The organism is Blautia sp. Marseille-P2398 (genome assembly GCF_964240315.1).
Classification (GTDB): Bacteria; Bacillota; Clostridia; order Lachnospirales; family Lachnospiraceae; genus Blautia_A; species Blautia_A wexlerae.
In genome coordinates, this window is sequence record NZ_CAXSTD010000001.1 from 436,520 (window position 1) to 459,364 (window position 22,845).

Annotated in this window: 19 protein-coding genes; 5 read left to right on the forward strand and 14 right to left on the reverse strand. The window is 40.3% G+C overall.

The window, feature by feature from the left end:
• Positions 1-134 precede the first annotated feature (134 nt).
• Positions 135-803, reverse strand: a complete 669-nt coding sequence (locus ACESZG_RS02065) for a response regulator transcription factor (protein ID WP_008704038.1) — start codon at positions 801-803, stop codon at positions 135-137.
• Positions 804-1,108: 305 nt separating this feature from the next.
• Here ACESZG_RS02065 and ACESZG_RS02070 point away from each other — a divergent pair, with 305 nt between their 5' ends.
• Positions 1,109-1,792: a phosphatase PAP2 family protein gene (locus ACESZG_RS02070; RefSeq protein WP_022381018.1), complete on the forward strand. Its 684-nt coding sequence runs from the start codon at positions 1,109-1,111 to the stop codon at positions 1,790-1,792.
• A gap of 129 nt (positions 1,793-1,921) precedes the next feature.
• Here ACESZG_RS02070 and ACESZG_RS02075 read toward each other — a convergent pair whose 3' ends face one another.
• The 8 genes from ACESZG_RS02075 to ACESZG_RS02110 all read right to left on the reverse strand — a co-directional run bounded on the left by ACESZG_RS02075 (position 1,922) and on the right by ACESZG_RS02110 (position 11,456).
• A complete protein-coding gene (locus ACESZG_RS02075; protein ID WP_128867706.1) occupies positions 1,922-2,938 on the reverse strand; it encodes a glycosyltransferase family A protein in 1,017 nt (338 codons plus the stop codon).
• Positions 2,935-3,996 carry an A/G-specific adenine glycosylase gene (gene mutY, locus ACESZG_RS02080; protein WP_178709947.1) on the reverse strand — a complete coding sequence of 354 codons (1,062 nt, stop codon included), beginning with the start codon at positions 3,994-3,996 and terminating at the stop codon, positions 2,935-2,937. The genes ACESZG_RS02075 and mutY overlap by 4 nt, the downstream gene beginning before the upstream one ends.
• Before the next feature lie 195 nt (positions 3,997-4,191).
• On the reverse strand, positions 4,192-4,488 hold the full coding sequence (locus ACESZG_RS02085) for a DUF3784 domain-containing protein (RefSeq protein ID WP_008704043.1): 297 nt from the start codon (positions 4,486-4,488) through the stop codon (positions 4,192-4,194).
• 176 nt (positions 4,489-4,664) lie between these two features.
• The gene (locus tag ACESZG_RS02090; protein ID WP_373217449.1) at positions 4,665-6,230 is read right to left on the reverse strand and encodes a L,D-transpeptidase family protein; all 1,566 of its coding nucleotides are present in this window, start codon (positions 6,228-6,230) and stop codon (positions 4,665-4,667) included.
• A 295-nt stretch (positions 6,231-6,525) separates the two neighbouring features.
• On the reverse strand, positions 6,526-7,866 hold the full coding sequence (locus tag ACESZG_RS02095; RefSeq protein WP_118585605.1) for an MATE family efflux transporter: 1,341 nt from the start codon (positions 7,864-7,866) through the stop codon (positions 6,526-6,528).
• Between the two features lie 245 nt (positions 7,867-8,111).
• Entirely contained in the window at positions 8,112-9,653 is a 1,542-nt protein-coding gene (gene gpmI, locus ACESZG_RS02100) for a 2,3-bisphosphoglycerate-independent phosphoglycerate mutase (RefSeq protein WP_008704048.1), read from the reverse strand.
• A gap of 193 nt (positions 9,654-9,846) precedes the next feature.
• Positions 9,847-11,142: a homoserine dehydrogenase gene (locus tag ACESZG_RS02105; protein ID WP_008704051.1), complete on the reverse strand. Its 1,296-nt coding sequence runs from the start codon at positions 11,140-11,142 to the stop codon at positions 9,847-9,849.
• A 53-nt stretch (positions 11,143-11,195) separates the two neighbouring features.
• Entirely contained in the window at positions 11,196-11,456 is a 261-nt protein-coding gene (locus ACESZG_RS02110; RefSeq protein ID WP_008704052.1) for a hypothetical protein, read from the reverse strand.
• 106 nt (positions 11,457-11,562) lie between these two features.
• On the opposite strand from ACESZG_RS02110, the gene ACESZG_RS02115 reads away from it, so the two are divergent.
• Both ACESZG_RS02115 and ACESZG_RS02120 read left to right on the forward strand, forming a co-directional pair.
• Positions 11,563-11,784 carry a helix-turn-helix transcriptional regulator gene (locus ACESZG_RS02115; protein WP_026648433.1) on the forward strand — a complete coding sequence of 74 codons (222 nt, stop codon included), beginning with the start codon at positions 11,563-11,565 and terminating at the stop codon, positions 11,782-11,784.
• A gap of 430 nt (positions 11,785-12,214) precedes the next feature.
• Positions 12,215-13,585, forward strand: a complete 1,371-nt coding sequence (locus tag ACESZG_RS02120) for an NAD(P)/FAD-dependent oxidoreductase (RefSeq protein ID WP_022381024.1) — start codon at positions 12,215-12,217, stop codon at positions 13,583-13,585.
• A gap of 100 nt (positions 13,586-13,685) precedes the next feature.
• Here the strand turns inward: ACESZG_RS02120 and ACESZG_RS02125 are convergent, their stop codons facing one another.
• The 5 genes from ACESZG_RS02125 to gap form a co-directional block, all read right to left on the reverse strand.
• Positions 13,686-14,159, reverse strand: a complete 474-nt coding sequence (locus tag ACESZG_RS02125; protein ID WP_373217452.1) for a GNAT family N-acetyltransferase — start codon at positions 14,157-14,159, stop codon at positions 13,686-13,688.
• Between the two features lie 34 nt (positions 14,160-14,193).
• Complete coding sequence (gene rlmD, locus ACESZG_RS02130; RefSeq protein WP_022381026.1) at positions 14,194-15,384, reverse strand: 23S rRNA (uracil(1939)-C(5))-methyltransferase RlmD; 1,191 nt, start codon at positions 15,382-15,384, stop codon at positions 14,194-14,196.
• A 668-nt stretch (positions 15,385-16,052) separates the two neighbouring features.
• The gene (gene tpiA / locus ACESZG_RS02135; RefSeq protein WP_022381027.1) at positions 16,053-16,802 is read right to left on the reverse strand and encodes a triose-phosphate isomerase; all 750 of its coding nucleotides are present in this window, start codon (positions 16,800-16,802) and stop codon (positions 16,053-16,055) included.
• A gap of 44 nt (positions 16,803-16,846) precedes the next feature.
• Positions 16,847-18,040, reverse strand: a complete 1,194-nt coding sequence (gene pgk / locus ACESZG_RS02140; RefSeq protein ID WP_025577282.1) for a phosphoglycerate kinase — start codon at positions 18,038-18,040, stop codon at positions 16,847-16,849.
• Positions 18,041-18,198: 158 nt separating this feature from the next.
• Entirely contained in the window at positions 18,199-19,218 is a 1,020-nt protein-coding gene (gap, locus tag ACESZG_RS02145; protein WP_008704062.1) for a type I glyceraldehyde-3-phosphate dehydrogenase, read from the reverse strand.
• A 318-nt stretch (positions 19,219-19,536) separates the two neighbouring features.
• Between gap and ACESZG_RS02150 the strand changes: the two genes are divergently transcribed.
• A complete protein-coding gene (locus ACESZG_RS02150) occupies positions 19,537-20,355 on the forward strand; it encodes a histidinol-phosphatase HisJ family protein (protein ID WP_022381068.1) in 819 nt (272 codons plus the stop codon).
• Between the two features lie 257 nt (positions 20,356-20,612).
• Positions 20,613-22,784 (forward strand): amylosucrase, encoded by a 2,172-nt coding sequence (locus ACESZG_RS02155; protein ID WP_373217455.1) that lies wholly within the window; start codon positions 20,613-20,615, stop codon positions 22,782-22,784.
• The last annotated feature ends 61 nt before the right edge of the window (positions 22,785-22,845 follow it).

Consider the following 22,845-nt stretch of genomic DNA (forward strand, 5'->3'; position numbering starts at 1 on the left):
TTTATTTTTGGCATCTGCTTATATTTAAGATGTCAGGATCAAAAGCTATTTTGCTTTGCTCTTTGCAACTCCTGCAATTCTCATATTTAAAAGTATAGCATAGATAAATTCCTGTTTCCAGTTATTCTTTAACTTTATTTCATATTAATTTTATATCCGACTCCACGAACTGTCTCCACCAGCTCACCGGCACTTCCCAGTTTTTGTCTCAGTGTTCGGATATGTACATCAACGGTTCTGCTCTCTCCGTCGAATTCATACCCCCAGACCTGATTCAGAAGCTGGGTTCTGGAAAGTACAGTTCCGCTGTTTTTCAGAAGCAGACATAATACTTCATATTCTTTTAATGTAAGATTTACATTCTTTTTATCTACAGTTGCAATATGTCTGGAAGGGCAGACATAAAGGTTTCCTGTCCGATATTCTTCTGCGCCGTCATCTTCTGTTCTTCTTAATAATGCGCGGATCCTTGAGATCAGTTCCATCATGCGGAATGGTTTTGGAATATAGTCATCTGCCCCGCTGTCAAGACCTACCACTGTATCATATTCACTGCTTTTTGCTGTCAGCATGATAATAGGAAGTTTACGTGTATCCGGACGCATACGCAATTTCTTCAATATGGAAATCCCATCCTCTTCCGGCAGCATCACATCAAGGAGCAGAAGTGCAGGTTTTTCCTTTTCCAGGGCTTTCCAGAAGTGAGAAGGTCTTTCAAATCCTTTTGCTTCAAATCCCTGACTTTTCAATGTATATATCACCAGTTCACGTATACTCTCATCATCTTCTACCAAATATATCATTTTTCTGTTCTCCATTTACAATTATTTGCTGAATGCCATAAGCCGAAACCAGTATACAATCTCCGGAAACAACATGACATTTTCGAAAATCACTATAATTTCTCCGGCTCAGTTGATATCAGTATAATAAAAAGCCGTAAAATCTTTGTTCTGCTTTATGTTAAAACTTTGTAAAACGCTGAACTTTATTGAGAATTTTTTTATAAAATTTTTATATACTTTATGAGAAAATTTATTTGTAAAAGCAGTATGAAGATGTTATGATATGGTATGGTATGAAATAATTCTCCAAAGAAGGTGAAATTTTGAAACGTTTTATTTCCAAATACCGGCATGGACTTGTGATTGCTGTTTACAGCATCATTTATATCCTGCTCTTCAGTTACCTGGAGCACAGACCGGTTCACAGCTATCATATCGTACATACAGTATTTGATGACTGGATTCCATTTTGTGAGTTCTTTATCGTTCCTTATATGCTGTGGTTTCCATACATGATCCTGGCTGTGATTTATTTTATATTTTTTAACAAAAACAAACATGAATACTATCAGCTGGCATTTAATCTTATGATGGGAATGACTGTTTTCCTGATTGTTTCCTATGTTTATCCAAATGCTCAGCACATACGTCCAACAGAATTTCCAAGAGACAATATCTTCACAGATATAGTAAAATGGCTGTACAGTACAGATACTCCTACGAATATCCTGCCCAGCATTCATGTGTTCAACTCTCTTGCAATACATATGTCGCTTACAAACTGCGAAACACTGCGAAATAAAAAATTTATAAAAGCAGCATCCTTTACCCTGACCGCGCTGATCATCATGTCCACCATGTTCCTGAAACAGCATTCTGTGATCGATGTATGCATGGGTGCAACACTTGCATTGTTTGGCTTTCTGGTTTTTTATCCGAGAAGAGTTTCCGTTTCTTCTGAATCTGTCTGCTTTAGAGAAGTAAAGAGAAAAAAGAGCGAGAATTAGAAAGATTTAAAAAAAGCAGAATCTTTGAAATACATTTTTGTCTTTCAGCGATTCTGCTTTTTTTACAGTTATAACAATTTCATAAAATATTTTCCCAAAACCGATATCCGGATGTGAAGCTTTTACACATCAGTTAAATCCATAGAATTTCTGGCTGATTTTGTAGGCTGCCACTGACATTTTTCTTCCACTTCTTCCCGGAAGGTTCATGACTCTTCCAAAAAGACTGTGACGCAGTTTTCTGTATACCTGTTTATTCTCTGTCCTGATATATTCCAGAAGTTCTTTCTTCTTCTGAAGGGACTCTTCTGTATTGGCACGTATCAGCATAATGGAAGAAATAGTTGTAATAATATCCAGATAGCTGAACATATACGCTTTCAACTGCTTATTTGTACTTTTACAGTTGATATATGCATCTACCATGAGTTTGTTTACCCGGATCTGCTGGTCAATACGTTTGATCATCACTTTCTCATTTACAGACTGGTCATCTCTCCCGATAAAATAACGGTAGAAATTCACATCCAGATAATACAGATTCTTTACATACGGAAGAGGTTCAAAAGCAAATAGATTATCTACATAAAATGTATGCTTCGGCAGTTCCAGATTGCATTCATGAAGCAGTTTTGTACGATAGATCATGGAGTGCATCAGAAGATATTTACCTTTCGGCATATGTTTCACTTCTTCCCATCCAAATATTCTGTCCTGCGGCAGGCATTTGCGGTACTGCATGATTTTCTTACGGGTTGCCCCCTGTTTCTCATATACAAAATTACTGATCAGAAGGTCAACTGTCTGTGGACCTCTGAGCAGTTCATATAAAGTTTTCAAAATCTGTACATACGCCTCTTTATTTACCCAGTCATCACTGTCCACTACCTTGAAATACAATCCTGTAGCATTTCTGATCCCTGCATTGACAGCTTCTCCATGACCACCATTTTCCTGATGGATTGCCTTTACAATTGTCGGATATTTCCTGGCATAGTCATCTGCAATCTCAGCAGTTCTGTCAGAAGATCCGTCATCTACTATAAGAATCTCTACTTCTTCTCCTCCCACCAGTAATGACTCTATACAATTCTCCATATAATCCTGGGAATTATAACATGGAATCGCAATACTTAACAGTTTCATCTTATTGTTTCCTCCTTGATATACTTTGCATACGCTCCAAAAGCAGATGGAATTGCGTATTGTTTACCTGACTGTTCTTTACTTACAAAAATGAGTTCTTTATCCTGTGTTGTCTTTAGGGATGATACCTTTATTCTGTATGCCTGCATTCTCCATTCAATATGGGAGAAAATATGTTTCGCAGGCGGAAGTTCTTCTATATATAATGGATCAAGTCCCAACTCTTTTACGTACAAAAGCGCATCTTCGCTTTTTAAATGTCCCTGAGTATTTGGCAGTTCATATAAGCCTGCCAAAAGTCCTTTCTCAGGTCTTTTCCTGATAGCTGTGCATTCTCCGTCCTGAATGATAAACACAGTCCTGTTGTCCTGTGTTCTGGCTTTCTTAGGTGCTTTTACAGGAATCATATCCGCTTTATCATGTCTGTGAGCCAGACAGGTAAATGCAATCGGACATTCTGCACATTTCGCCTGACCGTTGGGAACACATATCACAGCTCCCAGTTCCATCAGTGCCTGATTAAAGTCTCCCGGACAATCTGGGGGCATGATCTGCGAAACCTGCTGTTCTATTTTTCTGCGGACAGACTGCCGGCTGATGTCTTCCGTACTCTCTGTAATTCTGGAAATCACACGCAGTACATTCCCGTCTACAGCCGGAACCTTTTCCCCATATGCGATCGATGCAATGGCACCGGCTGTATAACTTCCTATTCCCTTTAACGACAAAAGTGCCTGATAATCTTCAGGCAGTCTGCCATTATATTCATCTTTTACAGTTTTCGCCGCTTCCTGCATGTTCCGAACGCGGTTATAATATCCCAGTCCCTCCCATAACTTCAGAAGTTTCTCTTCAGGACATTCCGCCAGTGACTGAATATCCGGGAGTTCTGTGATAAATCTCTGAAAATAGGGTTTCACTGCCTCCACTCTGGTTTGCTGCAGCATAATCTCCGACACCCATGTATAATAAGCATTGTCCTTATCTCTCCATGGAAGAATCCTCTTATTATCCCTGTACCATTTTACCAGAGGCTGCACAATCTCTTCAAGTACCATAATTTATCTTTTCCTCGTTTATTTACTGTTCACTCCATTCTCAGTAACGCCGCCAAAATTCATTTCAGATTACCTGTGGCAATTGGATTTTGGCCTGTATGTCATTTTATCACAAAACAGGAAAAAACGCTAATACATAAAAATAAAAAGGACCGTACACATTTTACCGTATCTCGATCCTTCTTGCCTTATTCATTATTTTTTACATTTTAATCTCAAATAACACACAAGCCCGACAATAATGATCAGAAGTGCTGCTATGTAAGCTATTTTAAAGGCCAGTGCTGTAGTAAAAAGATCTATAGCAGAAACAACGCCAATCAAAATAAGCGCAACTCCACTTGCTTTTGCCATCTTCTCTTCATCATAAAGCTTCTTACTGATGTCCGAGTTTCCACCTTTCAGGAAAATATCCCCATGTCCTGTCAGAAGCATTATTCCTACTATGAAAGCGGCAATTGTCAGTATGATGTTTAAAGAATCAAAATTCATAACCTTCCCCTTTCTTTCTGCATTTTACCATACAGAACCTTTTTTCTTTTTATAGAAATCCGGGACTATTGTTTCGTATACAATGATCCCGGAATATCCATACCTGTTTTTATTTTTCAGAGAACTGTTCAATACCTCCAATTAAAAGATTACAGAAAAGTAATTCCTGATCAATATTAATAGAAACATACGATTGGAATATTGCAGTCAATAATATTATAAAGTTCTGCTGCTTTCTCCGGCGGCATATTGATACATCCATGCGAACCGCCTTCCATGAAACGATCTCCACCAAAGTATGGCTGCCAGTTTGCATCGTGGAAACCAATACCGCCATTAAACGGCATCCAGTACGTTACCGGCTGTTCATATTCGTATTTACCGTTTGCCAGCTGTTTACCTCTGAGCACATCCGGGCTCTTCTTATAATAAATCGTATAAATACCGGCCGGAGTCTGACGGTCAGAATATCTCATATCACCGGAAACAATATCTGACTCAAAGATATCTTCTCCGTTCTGGTAGAAATACATATGCTGTTCGGACAGATCCACTTCAATATAAGTATTTCCTATATCATTGTAACCATGTGCATTGGCTGTCATAGAATAAACCGGCTCTCTGGTTGTCTGTGTCCCTGATTGGATTTCCTGTGTCAGCTGTGCAACCTCTGAAGCCTGGTCTATCTGCCATCCATATGCAGAACCGTATACACTGACAGTTCTCCCACTTGTTGTCTGGAACTCTCTTTCAGTTCCCACCGTATCATGGGCCGCTGCAAGCTGCGCCACATAATCTGCGATGTGCTGTCTGAAAGATGTATCATCCATGATCAGCTGTCCTTTTTCATCAAAATTCAGCCAGTCCTTGATCGTATTTCCATCCAGGGTTTCTGTTTCATCTCCAAAAGTATACGTAATGCTTGCTTTTGTGAAATTGTTACATGCATTAAGAGACGCCTGCAGATCCGGATTGTCGCTGGTGATATCTGCTTTTACATACACGTCCGGCTCACTGTCGAAATCAACCGAAGTTTTATTTCCCGAAACAGCTTCCGAAAGCACGTTATAAGCATTTTTCAAATCCAGCTTACTTCCCTCTGTCTCCGGAACAATCTCAAACTGCGAATCTCCATATGCGACATATGCATTCTCAGGAGCTACCTGATTCTCTTTCTGTGCACAGTTAAGTGCCTTCACCTGTTTTTTCAGCTTTTCTTTATCGTAAGTCGTGTTCTCAGCGGCTGTATAGCTCTTCTTTTCAAAAAAACCTCTGATCCATTCATAAGGTTTCTGATCTTTCAGAAGTTTCAGAACACTTCCATCAGAAACATAACTATAACCGATCTGATCTCCGCTGATTGTCTGCGGATCCAGATTTCTGGAATCAACCTCTATGGAATAGTTCTCTACTGTCTTCGCAATCTTCTGTTCTGCCTCATAAGCAGTTTTACCTGAACAGTCAATACCATTGATTGATGTTCCTTCAAAGAATTTATCCGAATAATAATATGACATACCTGCATATGCGGCTCCGGCACTTACAATAACCATTGCCACTGCGATTCCTGTAATTTTTAATCCTTTATACTTCTTACGAACAGGTGGTTCATAAGGTGCAAGATCTTCATCACTGATCGGTACATACGAAATTCTCCCCGGTCTTGCGGATTTATGGCGTCTGCCAGTTATTTCCATACTGCCATTTGGGACTGTGTTGTTTTTTTCTTCTTTGTTGCCCATCTATTTTCTCCTCAACATAAGTGTTACCGTTCATTTTTCCTGAAGCCTATTACTTCTGAATCATATTACTGTTGATTCGGTTAATTAAGAGGCTTGCTATAATTCTTAATAATACGCTTCACAATACACAGAATTTATGTACTGATCACATAAACCTGCGCTGCATGTTTCATTATAACATAATTCTTCCAATTTGCACCTACTATTCACCTTTTTCTCATTTTTTATTACTGTTTGCAGGTGATATCCCCGAAAAATGTTTTCTTTGGCAAATCCCTTGTGATTTTTCTTATTTTTACAGGCCAAGTCTGCGTTTCATATCCTTCATCACATAGAAATACATGACGATCAAAAGTCCTCCGGCAAGCACCCATGCCATCGGACTGGCCATACATGCTCCAAAATAACTCTTATGAGCTGCCGCAACCATAGCAGTGATTCCACGTCCTGCCAGTTCTGCAACACCGGCAAGCATGGGAAGCAGCCCGTATCCCATACCCTGGATACCATTTCTGAGTGCATTGACAAAATGAAGTGGTATGAAAAATACTGCCACGCATTTCACATAAGTATCAACCATAGGAATGACTTCTGCGGCATTATCTGAAATAAACAGATAAGACAGATATTTGCCAAAGAAGAAAATAATCACACCTGTAACAATGGCATAGGTAATTCCTATAATATGCGCACTGTTAAATCCCTGTCTGACTCTGTCCAGTTTACGCGCTCCTATATTCTGTGCATTATATGTTGCCATTGTTGTTCCGATTGCAACATATGCCTGGGTAAAAATATTCTCAATCTTATTTCCTGCCGTAAATGCCGCTACTGCATAGGAACCAAGAATATTCAGTGCAGACTGTACCATCATGGTTCCGATCGCAGTGATGGAATACTGCAGTCCCATGGGAATGCCCACAAGAATTTCTTTTTTGGCAATCTCTGAACGAAATCTCCAGTCATCCGCCTTCAGTCTCAATTCCGGTACGTATTTTATGATATAAATCAGGCAAAGCACTCCGGATACTCCCTGTGCTGTGATCGTTGCCCAGGCAGCCCCGGCGACTCCCATATGGAAAACAATAATAAACGTCAGGTCAAGTACTATATTCAAAAGTGCCGCCAGAATCAGGAAATACAAGGGTGTCTTACTGTTTCCCAGTGCTCTCAGAATACTGGCCAGGATATTATATAATACCTGTGCAAAAATACCTCCGCATATGATCATAATGTAGGTATATGCATCCTGAAAAATATCCTCTGGTGTATGCATTAATGTCAGAAGCGAGTGCATCCCCACCATACTGACAGCCGTCATTATAACCGAAATGATAATTGAAAGTAACGCCGCATTTCCCACTGACTGACGCATCTCATCCATCTTTCCTGCACCGAATTTCTGTGAGGTCAGAACTGTAAAACCGGCTGTCAGTCCCGTAAGAAAACCTATGATCAGAAACATGATCGTTCCTGTTGAACCAACCGCTGCCAGCCCTTTTGTTCCTACAAATTTTCCTACGATTATGGCATCTGCCATGTTGTAAAACTGCTGGAATACATTACCTATAAATACAGGTATCGTAAAGTCAAGTATCATCTTCATTGGTTTCCCAACTGTCATGTCTGTCTGCATTCCAATAAACCCTCCCAATCCTTTTTTAATCCTCTTTATTTGCTGTTTTCGATATCTGTTTTATCAGATATCAGAGCGATTATAGTTGAAAAAATTTTCCATTTCAAGATGTGTTTTTTAATTCCATGATTTTCTACATAATCACCAAAAACAAACAAAAAACCCTCTGATTTGTGTCAGAGGGTTTCGTCAATATCACGAACTGCTGATGTCTGCAAAGCAGTTCTCACAGTTTTTGTATTATATTATTTCTCTACAAGAAGTGATTTTCCTGTCATTTCCGCAGGCTGTTCCATTCCCATAAGCTGGATCAGTGTAGGAACGATATCTGCAAGACATCCGTTCTCGCGCAGTGTATATTTCGGATCTGCATTTACAAGAATAAATGGTACAGGATTTGTTGTATGTGCAGTCCACGGAGCACCTGTCTCATAGTCGATCAGCTGTTCTGCATTTCCATGGTCAGCACAGATAAACATCTGTCCGTCCACTTCCTTAAGAGCCTCTACTGCTTTGCCAACACATTCATCAACAGTTTCCACTGCTTTGATGGCAGCTTCCTGTACGCCTGTATGTCCAACCATATCCGGGTTTGCAAAGTTGATCACGATCACATCATATTTGTCAGATTTGATCGCATCTACCAGTTTCTCGCAAACCTGAGGTGCACTCATTTCCGGCTGAAGATCGTAGGTTGCAACCTTCGGAGATTTAACCAGAATTCTGTCTTCTCCTTTGTTCGGCTCTTCCACACCGCCGTTGAAGAAGAATGTAACATGTGCATATTTCTCTGTTTCAGCAATACGCGCCTGAGTCATATTGTGTGCTGCAAGATACTCACCAAATGTATTGTGAAGCTGAACCTTGTGGAATGCAACCTGTTTATTCTGAATGGTATCATCGTAATCTGTGAAGCATACGAAAGTAACCTGTGGTCTTGCTTTTCTTTCAAATCCCTGGAAATCATCATCGCAGAATGCTCTTGTGATCTCACGAGCGCGGTCAGGACGGAAATTAAAGAATACAACAGAATCTTTATCAGATATAACACCTGTCGGCTGTCCGTCTTTCTCGATAACTGTAGGAAGAACAAACTCGTCTGTCTTATCATTGTCATAAGAAGCCTGAACTGCTGCCGGTGCATCTGTTCCCTTTACGCCTTCTCCTGTTGTAAGAGCATTGTATGCAAGTTCTACACGATCCCAGCGGTTATCACGATCCATCGCATAGTAACGTCCGGAAACAGTAGCAATCTCACCTACACCGATCTTCTTCATCTCTGCTTCAAGAGCCTCTACAAACTCTTTACCTGATGCAGGAGGTGTGTCACGACCGTCAAGGAAACAATGTACGTAAACCTTCTCAACGCCCTCTCTCTTAGCCATCTCAAGTAATCCATAAAGATGTGTATTATGACTGTGCACACCACCGTCAGAAAGAAGTCCCATGAAATGTACTGCAGAGTTATTCTCTTTTGCGTTCTTCATTGCTGCAAGAAGAGCTTCATTCTTAAAGAAATCACCGTCCTGGATTTCTTTTGTGATTCTGGTAAGTTCCTGATATACGATACGGCCTGCGCCCATATTCATATGTCCTACTTCAGAATTACCCATCTGTCCGTCCGGAAGACCTACTGCCAGTCCGCTTGCGTTTCCTTTTACAAATGGATATTCTGCCATCAGCTTGTCCATAACCGGTGTTTTAGCCAGATATACAGCGTTTCCTTCCTTTTTGTCATTCAGACCATATCCATCAAGAATCATTAATACGGTTGGTTTTTTGCTCATAATGTTCTCCTTTTATGTTTATTCATAATTGATAACTGTTTTGCTGATATCAGGAGCAGAAAACTGATCATCTCTGCACAATAAAACTTTTATATCTGACATCTCTTATATAGTATCAAAATCTCAGGATTTTTCAATTCTTTTTTTGTATCTGTTTCATTTTCATTACTATATATATGAAAAGAACAGTAACTTATTTTCCATATACACGAATGATCGTTGAAATCTTTCTTACGGAATCCCTGTTTCTCAGTTCTTCGATGGCAGTTCTGAAATCACCTTCTCTTACCTTCTCAGTGATCACAACTACTTCCGCACACCCTTCCACCTTGGTATCTTTCTGGATAATCTGTGCAACACTGACCTGATATTTGGCAAAAATAGCAGTCATCTCGGCAAGAACACCGCAGCGATCCTCTACTTTGAGACGGAGGAAATAACGGTTATGTGTATCTTCCATTTTCTTAACAGGGATATTCTTGTAACAGGTACATCCGATTCTGCCGCAGCATCCTGCAAGAATATTTCTCACAATATCAAATACATCACCCACAACTGCACTGGCTGTAGGAAGTTCTCCTGCTCCTCTTCCGAAGAACATGGCATCCTCCACTGCATCTCCATGGACAAATACTGCATTATAGGAATCATTTACAGTTGCGAGCGGATGGGAACTGGGAATTAGCATCGGGCACACATATGCTTCAATTCCGTCTGCTTCGTTTCTTGCAACGCCCAGAAGCTTGATATCACGTCCCATTTCTTTCGCGTAATGAATATCTTTTGATGTGATCTTGGCAATTCCCTCTGTATATACATCGTTAAATACCACACGTGAATTAAATGCCACAGATGCAAGAATCGCTACCTTACGTCCTGCATCCAGACCTTCGATATCAGCAGTCGGATCAGCCTCCGCATATCCAAGTTCTGTTGCAAGTGCCAGGGCATCCTTAAATTCCATACCTTCCTGAGTCATCTTTGTCAGAATAAAGTTTGTGGTTCCGTTTACAATACCCATAACTTCTGTCATGTGATTTCCTGCCAGACACTGTTTCAATGGTCTGATGATCGGAATACCACCTGCTACTGCTGCTTCAAACAGAAAATCCACTTTACTCTCATGTGCCGCATCCAGAAGCTCATGACCATGTACTGCGATCAGATCCTTGTTTGCAGAGACTACATGCTTACCGGCTTTTAATGCAGAAAGGATGTACTCTTTTGCAGGATTAATCCCACCCATCAGTTCAATCACAATCTCAATCTCCGGATCATTTATAATCTCATCCCACTGGCTGGTGAGCAAAGAGGCGTCTTCTATCTTCGCTGCTGCCTTATCTATATTTCTCACAAGGATTTTCTTTATCTCAACTTTACAGCCAATCTTGGCCGACATTTCCTTTTCCTGATTCTTCAGTACCTTATATACACCTGTTCCTACTGTTCCAAATCCTAACAGTGCGGCTTTGATGACATTTTCATTCATTTTGCAGGATTCCCCTTTCGTTTTCGTTGGTTTTTATAGTATGGCAGAATTTCCTATTTGTCAAGTTTGTCTGCATTTTTAAGCAAAATCTTTATCATATTTTCAAGTTCTTTGTTCCGTCTGCGAAGCCATCTCACATACCATAATATCCCCACTCCTGCCACCCAGGCAGAAATACAGAATATTCCATCCAGGATCATATAAACAGTTCTCTCTGTTCCCCCGGCAGGGGCTCCACTCAGGAAGCAGTAATACATTGCCACTGATATGCAGGCTGCGGCCACGCCTTCCATTATCTTTCTGATCGTCTTCATTATATCACTTTCCTTCTCAATAGTGTCTTTATAAAGACACTGTTACAAGACCTATTTTAACCCGATAATAAATATGAATCAAGAACAAATCGGACGGTTATTACATATGATAAGCTATAGAAAATTATGGAAGACTATGAAGGAGCGGAAAATCAGCCAGTATGCCCTGTACACTCACTATGGCATAAGCACTTCTTTTCTGGATAAACTCCGTCATAATGAAAATGTGGAAATCCGCAGTCTTGATATCTTATGTTCAATCCTTGACTGCGATTTCGGTGATATTGTAGAACACATTCCGGATAATGCTGAACCTGAGGAAAAATAATTTTTTCGGGTTCAGCATCAATATGATGTAGTTGTGTCCTTTCGTAGAACTATTTGTTCTTTTTATGTTCGGGAAAAAGGTATTTTACCCCTAACCTGATATCTTCTCATATCTATAATATATTTTGCTTATCATATCCTGCAGAAAGTCAGGCGGATATTCGCAATCTCCACAGGGGACTTACCTGATTCGGTTAAAACATTATTTATAATGTTATCCTATAAGTCCATTCACAAAAACATAAGATTTTTTCATTTATTTATGATATACTTATTACTGTCTCCTTCGTTCTCAGTAACGCAGACTTATCTATGGCATTCTCTTCAGGCGCATAATATCATCCGCTTCGCAATTTATCAGTTAAATAGTGCGTTCAGGAGACTTGCTGCAGATTTACAAAATATTTTTACCTGAAAGGATCGTAGTATATATGAAATATGATGTAGTGATCATCGGCGCAGGACCTGGCGGTATTTTCTCTGCCTATGAACTGATGAAACAAAATAACGATTTAAAGATTGCTGTTTTTGAGGCTGGAAATCCTCTCAGTAAAAGACATTGCCCAATTGATGGTGACAAAGTAAAAACCTGTATCAAATGTAAAACCTGTGCCATTATGAGCGGCTTTGGCGGTGCCGGTGCTTTCTCTGACGGCAAATACAATATCACAAATGATTTCGGCGGAACACTTTATGAACATATTGGAAAGAAAGACGCTCTTGACCTGATGCGTTACGTAGATGAGATCAATGTTGCCTACGGCGGACAGGACACAAAAATGTATTCTACAGCCGGAACCAAATTCAAAAAACTTTGTATGCAGAACAAATTAAAGCTTCTGGATGCTTCCGTACGTCATCTGGGAACAGACATTAACTATGTGGTTCTTGAGAACTTATATGCAAAATTAAAAGAGCATGTTGATTTTCATTTCAACACTCCTGTAGAACGTCTGGAAGTACTTGAAGACAGATACCGTATCATCACAAAGAATGATACCACTGACTGCAACAAATGCATTGTATCCGTAGGCAGAAGCGGAAGCAAATGGATGGAACAGATCTGTAAAGAACTTGATATCCCAACCAAATCAAACCGGGTAGACCTGGGTGTACGTGTAGAACTTCCTGCTGTTATCTTCTCACACCTGACAGACGAACTGTATGAGAGTAAGATTGTCTACAGAACAGAAAAATTCGAAGATAATGTGAGGACTTTCTGTATGAATCCTTATGGCATCGTTGTAAACGAAAATACAAACGGCATTGTCACAGCAAATGGCCACAGCTATGAAGATCCGTCCAAACAGACAGAAAATACAAACTTCGCACTGTTGGTAGCCAAACATTTCTCTGAGCCATTTAAAGACAGTAATGGATATGGCGAAAGCATTGCCCGTCTTTCCAATATGCTGGGCGGCGGTGTGATCGTACAGCGTTTCGGCGATCTGGTGCGCGGAAGAAGGAGTACGGTTGCACGTATCGAAGAAGGTATGGTACGACCTACTCTCGCAGCTACTCCCGGTGATCTGAGTCTTGTTCTCCCGAAACGTATCCTTGACGGAATCATTGAAATGATTTATGCTCTGGATAAAATCGCTCCCGGGACAGCTAATGACGATACCCTCCTCTATGGTGTGGAGGTTAAGTTCTATAATATGGAAGTTGATATTGATGAAAATCTGGAAAGCAGATACAAAGGCCTGTATATCATTGGAGACGGAAGCGGTGTAACCCATTCCCTGTCCCATGCTTCTGCAAGCGGTGTATATGTAGCACGCCAGATTGTTGAGAATCTGTAAAAGACCGGATTTCTTCTGATGGATACCTCTAACTACAGCAATCAATAACCTTAAAGTCCCCATCTGTCTCTTACAGTTGAAACAGATAGGGACTTGTTTATTATATTTTCTGGTATGCCATCCATTTATCCATTCCCAGACGTTCAAATGAACCACAGTAGTGAAATCCGCATTTTTCCAGAAGTTTCTGCATGGGGATGTTATCGCTGTATGTATCCATACGGAGATTCTGTGTCTGAGCATAGGCCCAGTCCAGACAGAATGATGCGGCTCCTCTTACTATTCCTGTGGACGCTACCCTGTGAACTACTCCATAGGGTTCTTCATTCAGCCATTTTCCATTAATTTCTTTATAATCTTCATCTTCTTCCGCCGCATAATAGAAAACACAGGCAATCCGCCCTTCTGACATGCACAGATACATTTTATCAATATCATGCTCTATCAGTTCTGCTGAGGGGTAATCTTCACCCCACTGTTCTGCATTGCCATTTTCTCTCATAAATTTGCGGGCTTTATCATAAACTTGCATGATCTGCCCAAGATCCTGCACTGATGCTTTTCTTATTTCCATGAAACCTTCCTTTTCTTTTGGTATTTATATTCTTTTAGTATTTGTATTCGTTTTGATTTTTCGTCTGTTTCTCAAATTTTTTCGTCAAAAGACAAATATTTTCACAATGGTCTGTAAAACTGAACATATCTACCGGCTGTATTTTTCTCACATCATAGCCATGTTTTGTCAAATACTCCAGATCTCTTGCCAGTGTTTCCGGTCCACAGGAGATATATACGATTCTTGATGGATTCAGTTTGACAACAGAGGACATAAACTTTTTATCACTGCCTGTACGTGGCGGATCCATAAACACAACATCTGCATGTTCTCCGTTTTCTGCCATATTTTCCATAAATTCTCCTGCATCTCCCTGATAGAAACGTGCATTTGTAATCTTATTTTCCCTTGCATTGATTCTGGCATCACGGACTGCATCCGGATTTAATTCCACACCAATGACATTCTTTGCCCGCTTTGCGGCTACAAGTCCGATTGTTCCTATTCCGCAGTATGCATCTATCACTGTTTCTTTTCGTCCAAGCCCCGCATATTCAATTGCTGTCTTATACAGAATTTCTGTCTGTACAGGATTTACCTGATAAAAAGACTGCGGAGAAATGCGGAATGTACATCCGCAGAGCGTATCCCGGATATATCCTTTTCCATAAATGACGATATCACGCTCACCCAGTACCATACTGGTCTTCTTATCATTGACGTTGAGCACAACTGTTGTAATCTGTGGGTATTTCTTTCTCAGAGCTTTCACAAAATTATTTTTTGAAGGAAAGATCGGGGAACCAATCACAAGAACCACCATGATCTCATCTGTGGAAAACCCTCTTCTCACCAGCACATGGCGCAAAAGTCCATATCCTGTGTCCTCATCATATGTTTTGATTCTAAAAGATTTCAGCATATCCCGAATTGTACGGATGATTTCCTGACTGATCTTATCCTCGATCATGCACTCTTCTATCGGAACAACCTTATGTGTTTTCGCTTCGTAGGTTCCACAGATAATATTACCTTTTTTATCCCTGTCAAATACTGCATGAACTTTATTTCTATAATAGAAGGGATCATCCATTCCAATGATTGGTTTTACATTTGCAAACTTTCCAAGAAGCTTCTTCATCCTTTTCTGCTTGGCGGCAAGCTGTTCTTTATAAGGAACACCCTGATACTGGCAGCTTCCGCATTTCTTTGATACACTACATTTTGTTACTTTTTCTTCCATAAAATATTAACCTGCTTTCTATAATTACACATTTTTTACATTATATCAGCGAAAATGGATTCCCGCAATCAGACAATCTTTATTTATCTGTCAATTTCCTCTCCGAATGTCGAAAAAGCAGGGATTCTGTCGAAATGTTTTTGACTGATTTCTGTTGAAACTTGTAGACGAATGTAGAAAAATATGATATAGTTTGTACATACAAAAGAGAAAATCATCGAATTGCCAAAGAGAAAAAAATTTATATCACCAAGGATAAAAACTCAGAAATACTCCAAAATACAAAAGATAAAATACATGAACTAAATACACCTGATAAATAGTCAAAATACAAAAGTATCGAGGCATTCCTTTCGTGCAAAAGAGATTTACCCAAAGTACAAAAGAAACAGCTTACAGCAGATTTTTACACCAGATAAAAAAGACAGTTTCAGTAATGAAGCTGTCTTTTTCTTTATACATATTAATTTCATAAGATACTATGTGTCTGACATAGCCAAACAAATATTCGCAACAGCAATTAGAGCAGGTAACTTACCTGCTTCAACTATAACAATCCCCTGAATACGATCCAATCAGTAAAATTACCAATTTTCCTGTATTCAGGGGCATTATATTATTTCTCGTTTGGACACAAAGATTATCTGCTTATAATCAGTTTTTTATTCTTATTTGTAGTTTACGATCTTTCCGAAATCAGCTTTCAGAGAAGCGCCACCTACAAGGCCGCCATCGATATCGTTCTGAACGAATAAGTCAGGTGCTGTTGCAGGATTTACAGATCCGCCATACTGGATACGGATTGCTTCTGCTGTTGCTTCATCATAGATTTCAGCGATGCATGCACGAATACCTGCGCATACTTCCTGAGCCTGCTCAGTTGTAGCTGTTTTACCTGTTCCGATTGCCCAGATTGGCTCGTAAGCGATAACTGCTGTCTTAGCCTGATCTGCTGTAACACCCTGGAATCCAACTTTAACCTGCTGACGGATGAAATCCATTGTCACGCCCTGTTCTCTCTGAGTAAGAGTTTCGCCACAGCACATGATAGGTGTAATTCCATGTTCGAAAGCTTTGAGAACTTTCTTGTTAACATCTTCGTTTGTTTCTCCGAAGTATTCTCTTCTTTCGGAATGCCCGAGAACAACATATTTAACTCCGGCATCTACGAGCATTGCAGGGGAGATTTCTCCTGTGTATGCACCTTTCTCTTCAAAGTACATGTTCTCAGCACCAACCTGGATGTTTGTTCCCTTAGCAGCTTCTACAACCGGGATGATATCGATTGCAGGTACGCAGAATACTACGTCTACTTCATCGTTAACTACTAATGGTTTTAATGTTTCTACTAATTTAACGGCTTCGCTTGGTGTCATGTTCATTTTCCAGTTACCAGCGATAATTTTCTTTCTTGCCATGATGATTTATCTCCTTAGTATCCCTGTGGGATGTTATTATATTCTTATTTATCGTTTGCTGCTGCAACACCCGGGAGTTCTTTTCCTTCCAGGAATTCAAGAGATGCACCGCCACCTGTGGAGATGTGTGTCATCTTGTCGCCATAACCAAGGATGTTAACTGCAGCTGCAGAATCACCACCACCGATAATAGTTGTGGCATCTGTTTCAGCAAGTGCTTTTGCAACAGCTTCTGTACCATGAGCGAAGTTTGGCATTTCGAAGCAGCCCATCGGTCCGTTCCATACAACTGTCTTAGCATCTTTTACTGCGTCACCGAAAAGCTTCTCTGTTTCCGGTCCGATATCCATTCCTTCCCATCCGTCCGGAATCTCACCACGTTTAACAACCTGGATATTACAGTCATTAGAGAAGTTATCACCGATTCTGTTATCTAACGGAAGAAGAAGTTTCACACCTTTGTCTTCTGCTTTCTTCATCATGTCCAATGCATACTGAAGATAATCATCCTCACAAAGAGATGTTCCGATATGTCCACCCATAGCTTTTGAGAATGTGTAAGACATACCACCACCAATGATAAGAGTATCTACTTTATCAAGAAGGTTATTGATTACAGAAATCTTACTGGAAACCTTAGCTCCGCCAAGGATGGCAACAAACGGTCTCTCAGGATTGTTCACTGCATTTCCAAGGAAATCGATTTCCTTCTGCATTAAGTAACCAACAACTGCTGTATCAACATATTTGGTCACACCAACATTAGAGCAGTGTGCTCTGTGAGCTGTACCAAATGCATCATTAACAAATACATCACAAAGAGAAGCAAGTTCTTTGCTGAATTCGTCTCCGTTCTTTGTTTCTTCTGCGCGATAACGTGTGTTCTCAAGTAAGATAACATCTCCGTCTTTCATCTCAGCTACTGCTGCTTTTGCGTTAGGTCCTACTACTTCAGGATCTGCTGCAAACTTAACTTCCTGTCCTAATAATTCGGAAAGACGTTTTGCAACCGGTGCAAGAGATAATTCCGGTTTCGGCTCTCCCTTCGGTTTTCCAAGGTGGGAGCAGAGAATAACCTTTCCGCCATCAGCGATCAGCTTCTTGATTGTAGGAAGAGCTGCAACCAGACGGTTCTCATCTGTGATCTTTCCATCCTGAAGAGGAACATTGAAGTCACATCTTACAAGAACTTTTTTGCCTTTTACATTGATATCATCAACAGATTTTTTATTCAGCATTTGTGGTGCCTCCTTAATAATATTCTTTAACAGTTACTGCATATCTGTAAACAGTAACTTATTGATTTCCTGCTGTCATTCCAGACCACGCGAAAAGGGTCCGGTCCAAATCAGACCGGACCCTTCGTTGGAGTCTATTCCTTTACACTTACTGAAAATTAAGCGTTCAGTAATTTACCAAAGTGTTTGATTGTACGAACCATCTGGCTTGTGTAGGAGTTCTCGTTGTCATACCAGGAAACTACCTGTACTTCTGTTGTGCCATTCTCAAGTGGAAGAACCATTGTCTGAGTAGCATCAAACAGAGAACCAAATCTCATACCAACGATATCGCTGGATACGATTTCATCTTCGTTGTATCCGAAGGATTCATTAGAAGCTGCTTTCATAGCTGCGTTGATCTGTTCTTTTGTTACGTTTCCTTCAACAACTGCTGTTAAGATTGTTGTAGAACCTGTTGGGGTAGGAACACGCTGAGCAGATCCGATAAGTTTACCGTTCAGTTCCGGAATAACAAGACCGATAGCTTTAGCAGCACCTGTGCTGTTAGGAACGATGTTAACTGCAGCTGCACGAGATCTTCTTAAATCACCTTTTCTCTGTGGTCCGTCAAGTGTCATCTGATCGCCTGTGTAAGCGTGGATTGTGCACATGATACCGGATTTGATTGCAGCAAGATCATTTAATGCTTTAGCCATTGGAGCTAAGCAGTTTGTTGTACAGGAAGCTGCGGAGATGATGTGATCTTCTTTTGTAAGAGTTTCATGGTTTACATTGTAAACGATTGTCTTAAGATCGTTTCCAGCCGGAGCGGAAATGATAACGTGTTTAGCACCTGCATCGATATGAGCCTGAGCTTTGTCTTTGGATGTATAGAATCCTGTACACTCAAGAACTACGTCTACACCGATTTCTCCCCATGGAAGTTCAGCAGCGTTAGCTTTTGCGTAAATTTTGATTTCTTTTCCGTCAACTGTGATGGAATCTTCTCCTGCTGTTACTGTATCTGCAAGAGCATATTTTCCCTGTGTTGAATCATATTTTAATAAGTGAGCAAGCATTTTAGGAGATGTTAAATCGTTGATTGCTACGATTTCAAATCCTTCTGCTCCAAACATCTGACGGAATGCAAGACGTCCAATACGTCCAAAACCATTAATTGCAACTTTTACTGCCATGATAAAATTCCTCCTATGAATTAAGTGGTTAATTATGGTAATCCTTTGTTTGTTAAAGAATCATCAACCTGTAATGTATTGTACATAATTCTAAACAAAAATTCAAGACCATTTTCCAAAAAACAGATAAAAATTAAGTAAAAAATGTAAATTATATGTTATACTGTGTATACAGTGCTTTATGAATACACTGATCCGGGCCTGTAATTGTGATATTTCAGGTGCAGATATATCCATTTAAGAGGACACAGTATTCATTTATAATATATCACACGCAAATATAACAGTACTGTTTTTACAGAAGAAAGGACTGAAATTATGGACAGACAAATATTGTGGGATTGTCATATGCACTCTTCTTTTTCTGCTGACTCGGATACGCCTATGGAAGTTATGATCCATCGCGCTGTTGAAACGGGACTACAGGGAATTACTTTTACGGAACATCTGGATCCGGATTACCCTGTTACTCCGGACAATCTGGATTTTTCTCTGAATATTCCGGCTTACAAAGAAAAGCTGGCTGAACTTTCAGATATATATAAGGATAAAATTCAGGTACGTTTCGGAATTGAACTGGGACTGCAGATGCATCTGGGAGAATATTTTGACTCACTTCTCTCTCAGACACCTTTTGATTTCGTTATCGGTTCATCCCATCTTGTCCATGGGTATGATCCTTATTACCCGGAATTTTTTGAAGGACGTAAGGAATTTTTATGTTATATGGAATATTTTGAATCCATTCTTGAAAACATTTCCGCATATGACGGATTTGATGTTTACGGACATATTGATTATGTTGTCCGTTATGGTCCTAACAAGAACCGGGAATATTCTTACGGACGGTATAAAGATATTCTGGATGAGATTCTGAAGAAACTGATTTCCATGGGAAAAGGCATCGAACTTAATACAGGCGGATATCATTATGGTCTTGGAGAACCCAATCCATGTACTGCCGTAATAAGGCGCTATAGAGAACTTGGCGGAGAGATCATCACCATCGGAGCAGATGCGCATACTCCGGATAAAATCGCCTGTGCATTTGATAAAGCTGCCAGTGTACTGGAAGCCTGTGGTTTTCGTTACTATACAATCTTCAAAGACCGTAAACCGGAATTTATTTCTCTGTAAAACGTGTCAGTACTTGCCTATATGGCAGTTCCTATAATATAATATTACATATGATTTCAGAAGCCCAATTTCCAAACTGCTCCAAATACTGTTTCTCTGGTCTGCATCATAGCTGATCATGATAAAAAACTGACAGCAGATATGGAAATTGCAGCTTTCTGTATATATTCGTAACTGTCCGGTGTCTCCATATTTATGTTTTATATGTCCCGACACTGCCCGGTTACTGTATTTTTCATAAACCAGGGAGGAATATTATGGCTAAAAAAAGACTCCAGAAGAAACGTTCTTCATCAACAGTCAGAAAGCAGGAATCAGAAATTTTACAAGTGACTACTTCCAAAACTGAGCCTGTCAGAGTTGAAACTTCTAAAGTAGAACCTGTTAAGGTCGAGACTTCCAAAGTAGAACCTGTTAAGGTCGAGACTTCTAAAGTAGAACCTGTTAAGGTCGAGACTTCTAAAGTGGAACCTGTTAAGGTCGAGACTTCCAAAGTGGAACCTGTTAAGGTCGAGACTTCTAAAGTAGAACCTGTTAAGGTCGAGACTTCCAAAGTGGAACCTGTTAAACTGGACGTTCCTGTTGATCTTACTTTATATAATGAACGTTTTCAGAAACATTATGATGAGCTGAAATGGTTATATTGCGAATTATATCAGGATCATGATGATGTCATGACCTATCTGCATGATCTTACTTCTAATATGGAAGCTTTCTATAACAGCAGAAATTCAGCATTAAAGGCATCTGATAAAAAGCGTGAGGCTGATCCGGACTGGTATAAACGCAATGACCTTGTAGGCATGATGATGTATGTAAACAATTTTGCACATACTTTAAAAGGTCTGGAGGAACATCTGGATTATGTGGAAGAATGCAATGTCAATTATCTTCATCTGATGCCTCTGCTCGCATCTCCGAAAGGAAAAAGTGACGGTGGTTACGCAGTAGCTGACTTCCGCACAGTGCAGCCTGAGCTTGGTACTATGGAGGACTTTTCAGAGCTTACCTCCAAATGCCATGAACGCGGCATCAACATCTGCCTTGATTTCGTTATGAACCATACTTCCGAAGAGCATGAGTGGGCAAAACGGGCTCGCGCAGGCGAAAAAGAATACCAGGACCGTTATTTCTTCTTTGATACCTACGATGTTCCTGCTCTCTATGAGAAGACTTGTCCACAGGTATTCCCAACTACCGCACCGGGCAACTTTACATGGCTGGATGACCTTCACAAGCATGTCATGACTACTTTCTATCCATACCAGTGGGATTTAAACTACAGAAATCCTGTTGTGTTTAACGAAATGGTCTACAATATGTTATATCTGGCAAACCAGGGTGTTGACATCGTACGTCTCGATGCAGTTCCTTATATCTGGAAGCAGCTTGGAACAAACTGCCGCAACCTGCCACAGGTTCACACAATCGTACGTATGATGCGTATGATCTGCGAGATCGTGTGCCCGGGAGTCCTTCTTCTCGGAGAGGTTGTCATGGCTCCTGAAAAAGTCGTTCCATATTTCGGTACACTTGAAAAGCCGGAATGCCATATCCTGTATAACGTTACTACTATGGCAAGCACCTGGCACACAGTTGCAACCAAAGATGTATCTCTGCTCCGCAGACAGCTGGATATTCTGGGATCTCTTCCAAAAGAGTACATCTTCCAGAATTATCTGCGTTGCCACGATGATATTGGCTGGGGACTGGATTATGATTTCCTGAAGAATTTCTCAATCGATGAGGTTTCTCATAAGAAATTCCTGAATGATTTCTTTACAGGCAAATATCCGGATACATTTGGCCGCGGTGAACTTTACAATGATGACCCGCGTCTGGGTGATGCAAGACTTTGCGGTACTACCGCATCTCTGTGCGGCATTGAGAAATATGGTTTTGAAGGAAATGCAGCTGGTGTTGACAGAAGTGTGCGCTATGACATCACACTTCATGCATTTATGCTTTCCCAGTCAGGTATCCCTGTAATCTACAGCGGAGATGAGATTGGTCAGGTAAACGACTATTCTTATAAAGATGATCCTGACAAGGCAGTTGATTCCCGCTATCTTCACAGAGGAGAATTCAACTGGTCACTTGCTCCAAACAGAAATATCGCAGATACAGTACAGGGAAAACTTTTCCACGCACTGGATCATCTGGAACATATCAGAAGTTCACACAGCGTTTTTGATACAACAGCTGATCTTCGTACAATCGATACCTGGGATTCTTCTATCCTTGCAATCGTACGCGAAAATGCAGAGGAGAAATTCATCGGAATCTATAACTTCAGCGATCAGGATAAGGTTGCATGGATCAACGAAGATGACGGCATATACACTGATCTTATCTCAGGACATGAGATGGAAGCTAAAGGTGTTATGATCCCTGCATTTGGATGCTTCTGGCTGTGCAGAAAGAAATAAACCATTAATCTGCATAACGCAGACCGCATAATGCAAACGAGGACAATCTGCATATTTTACA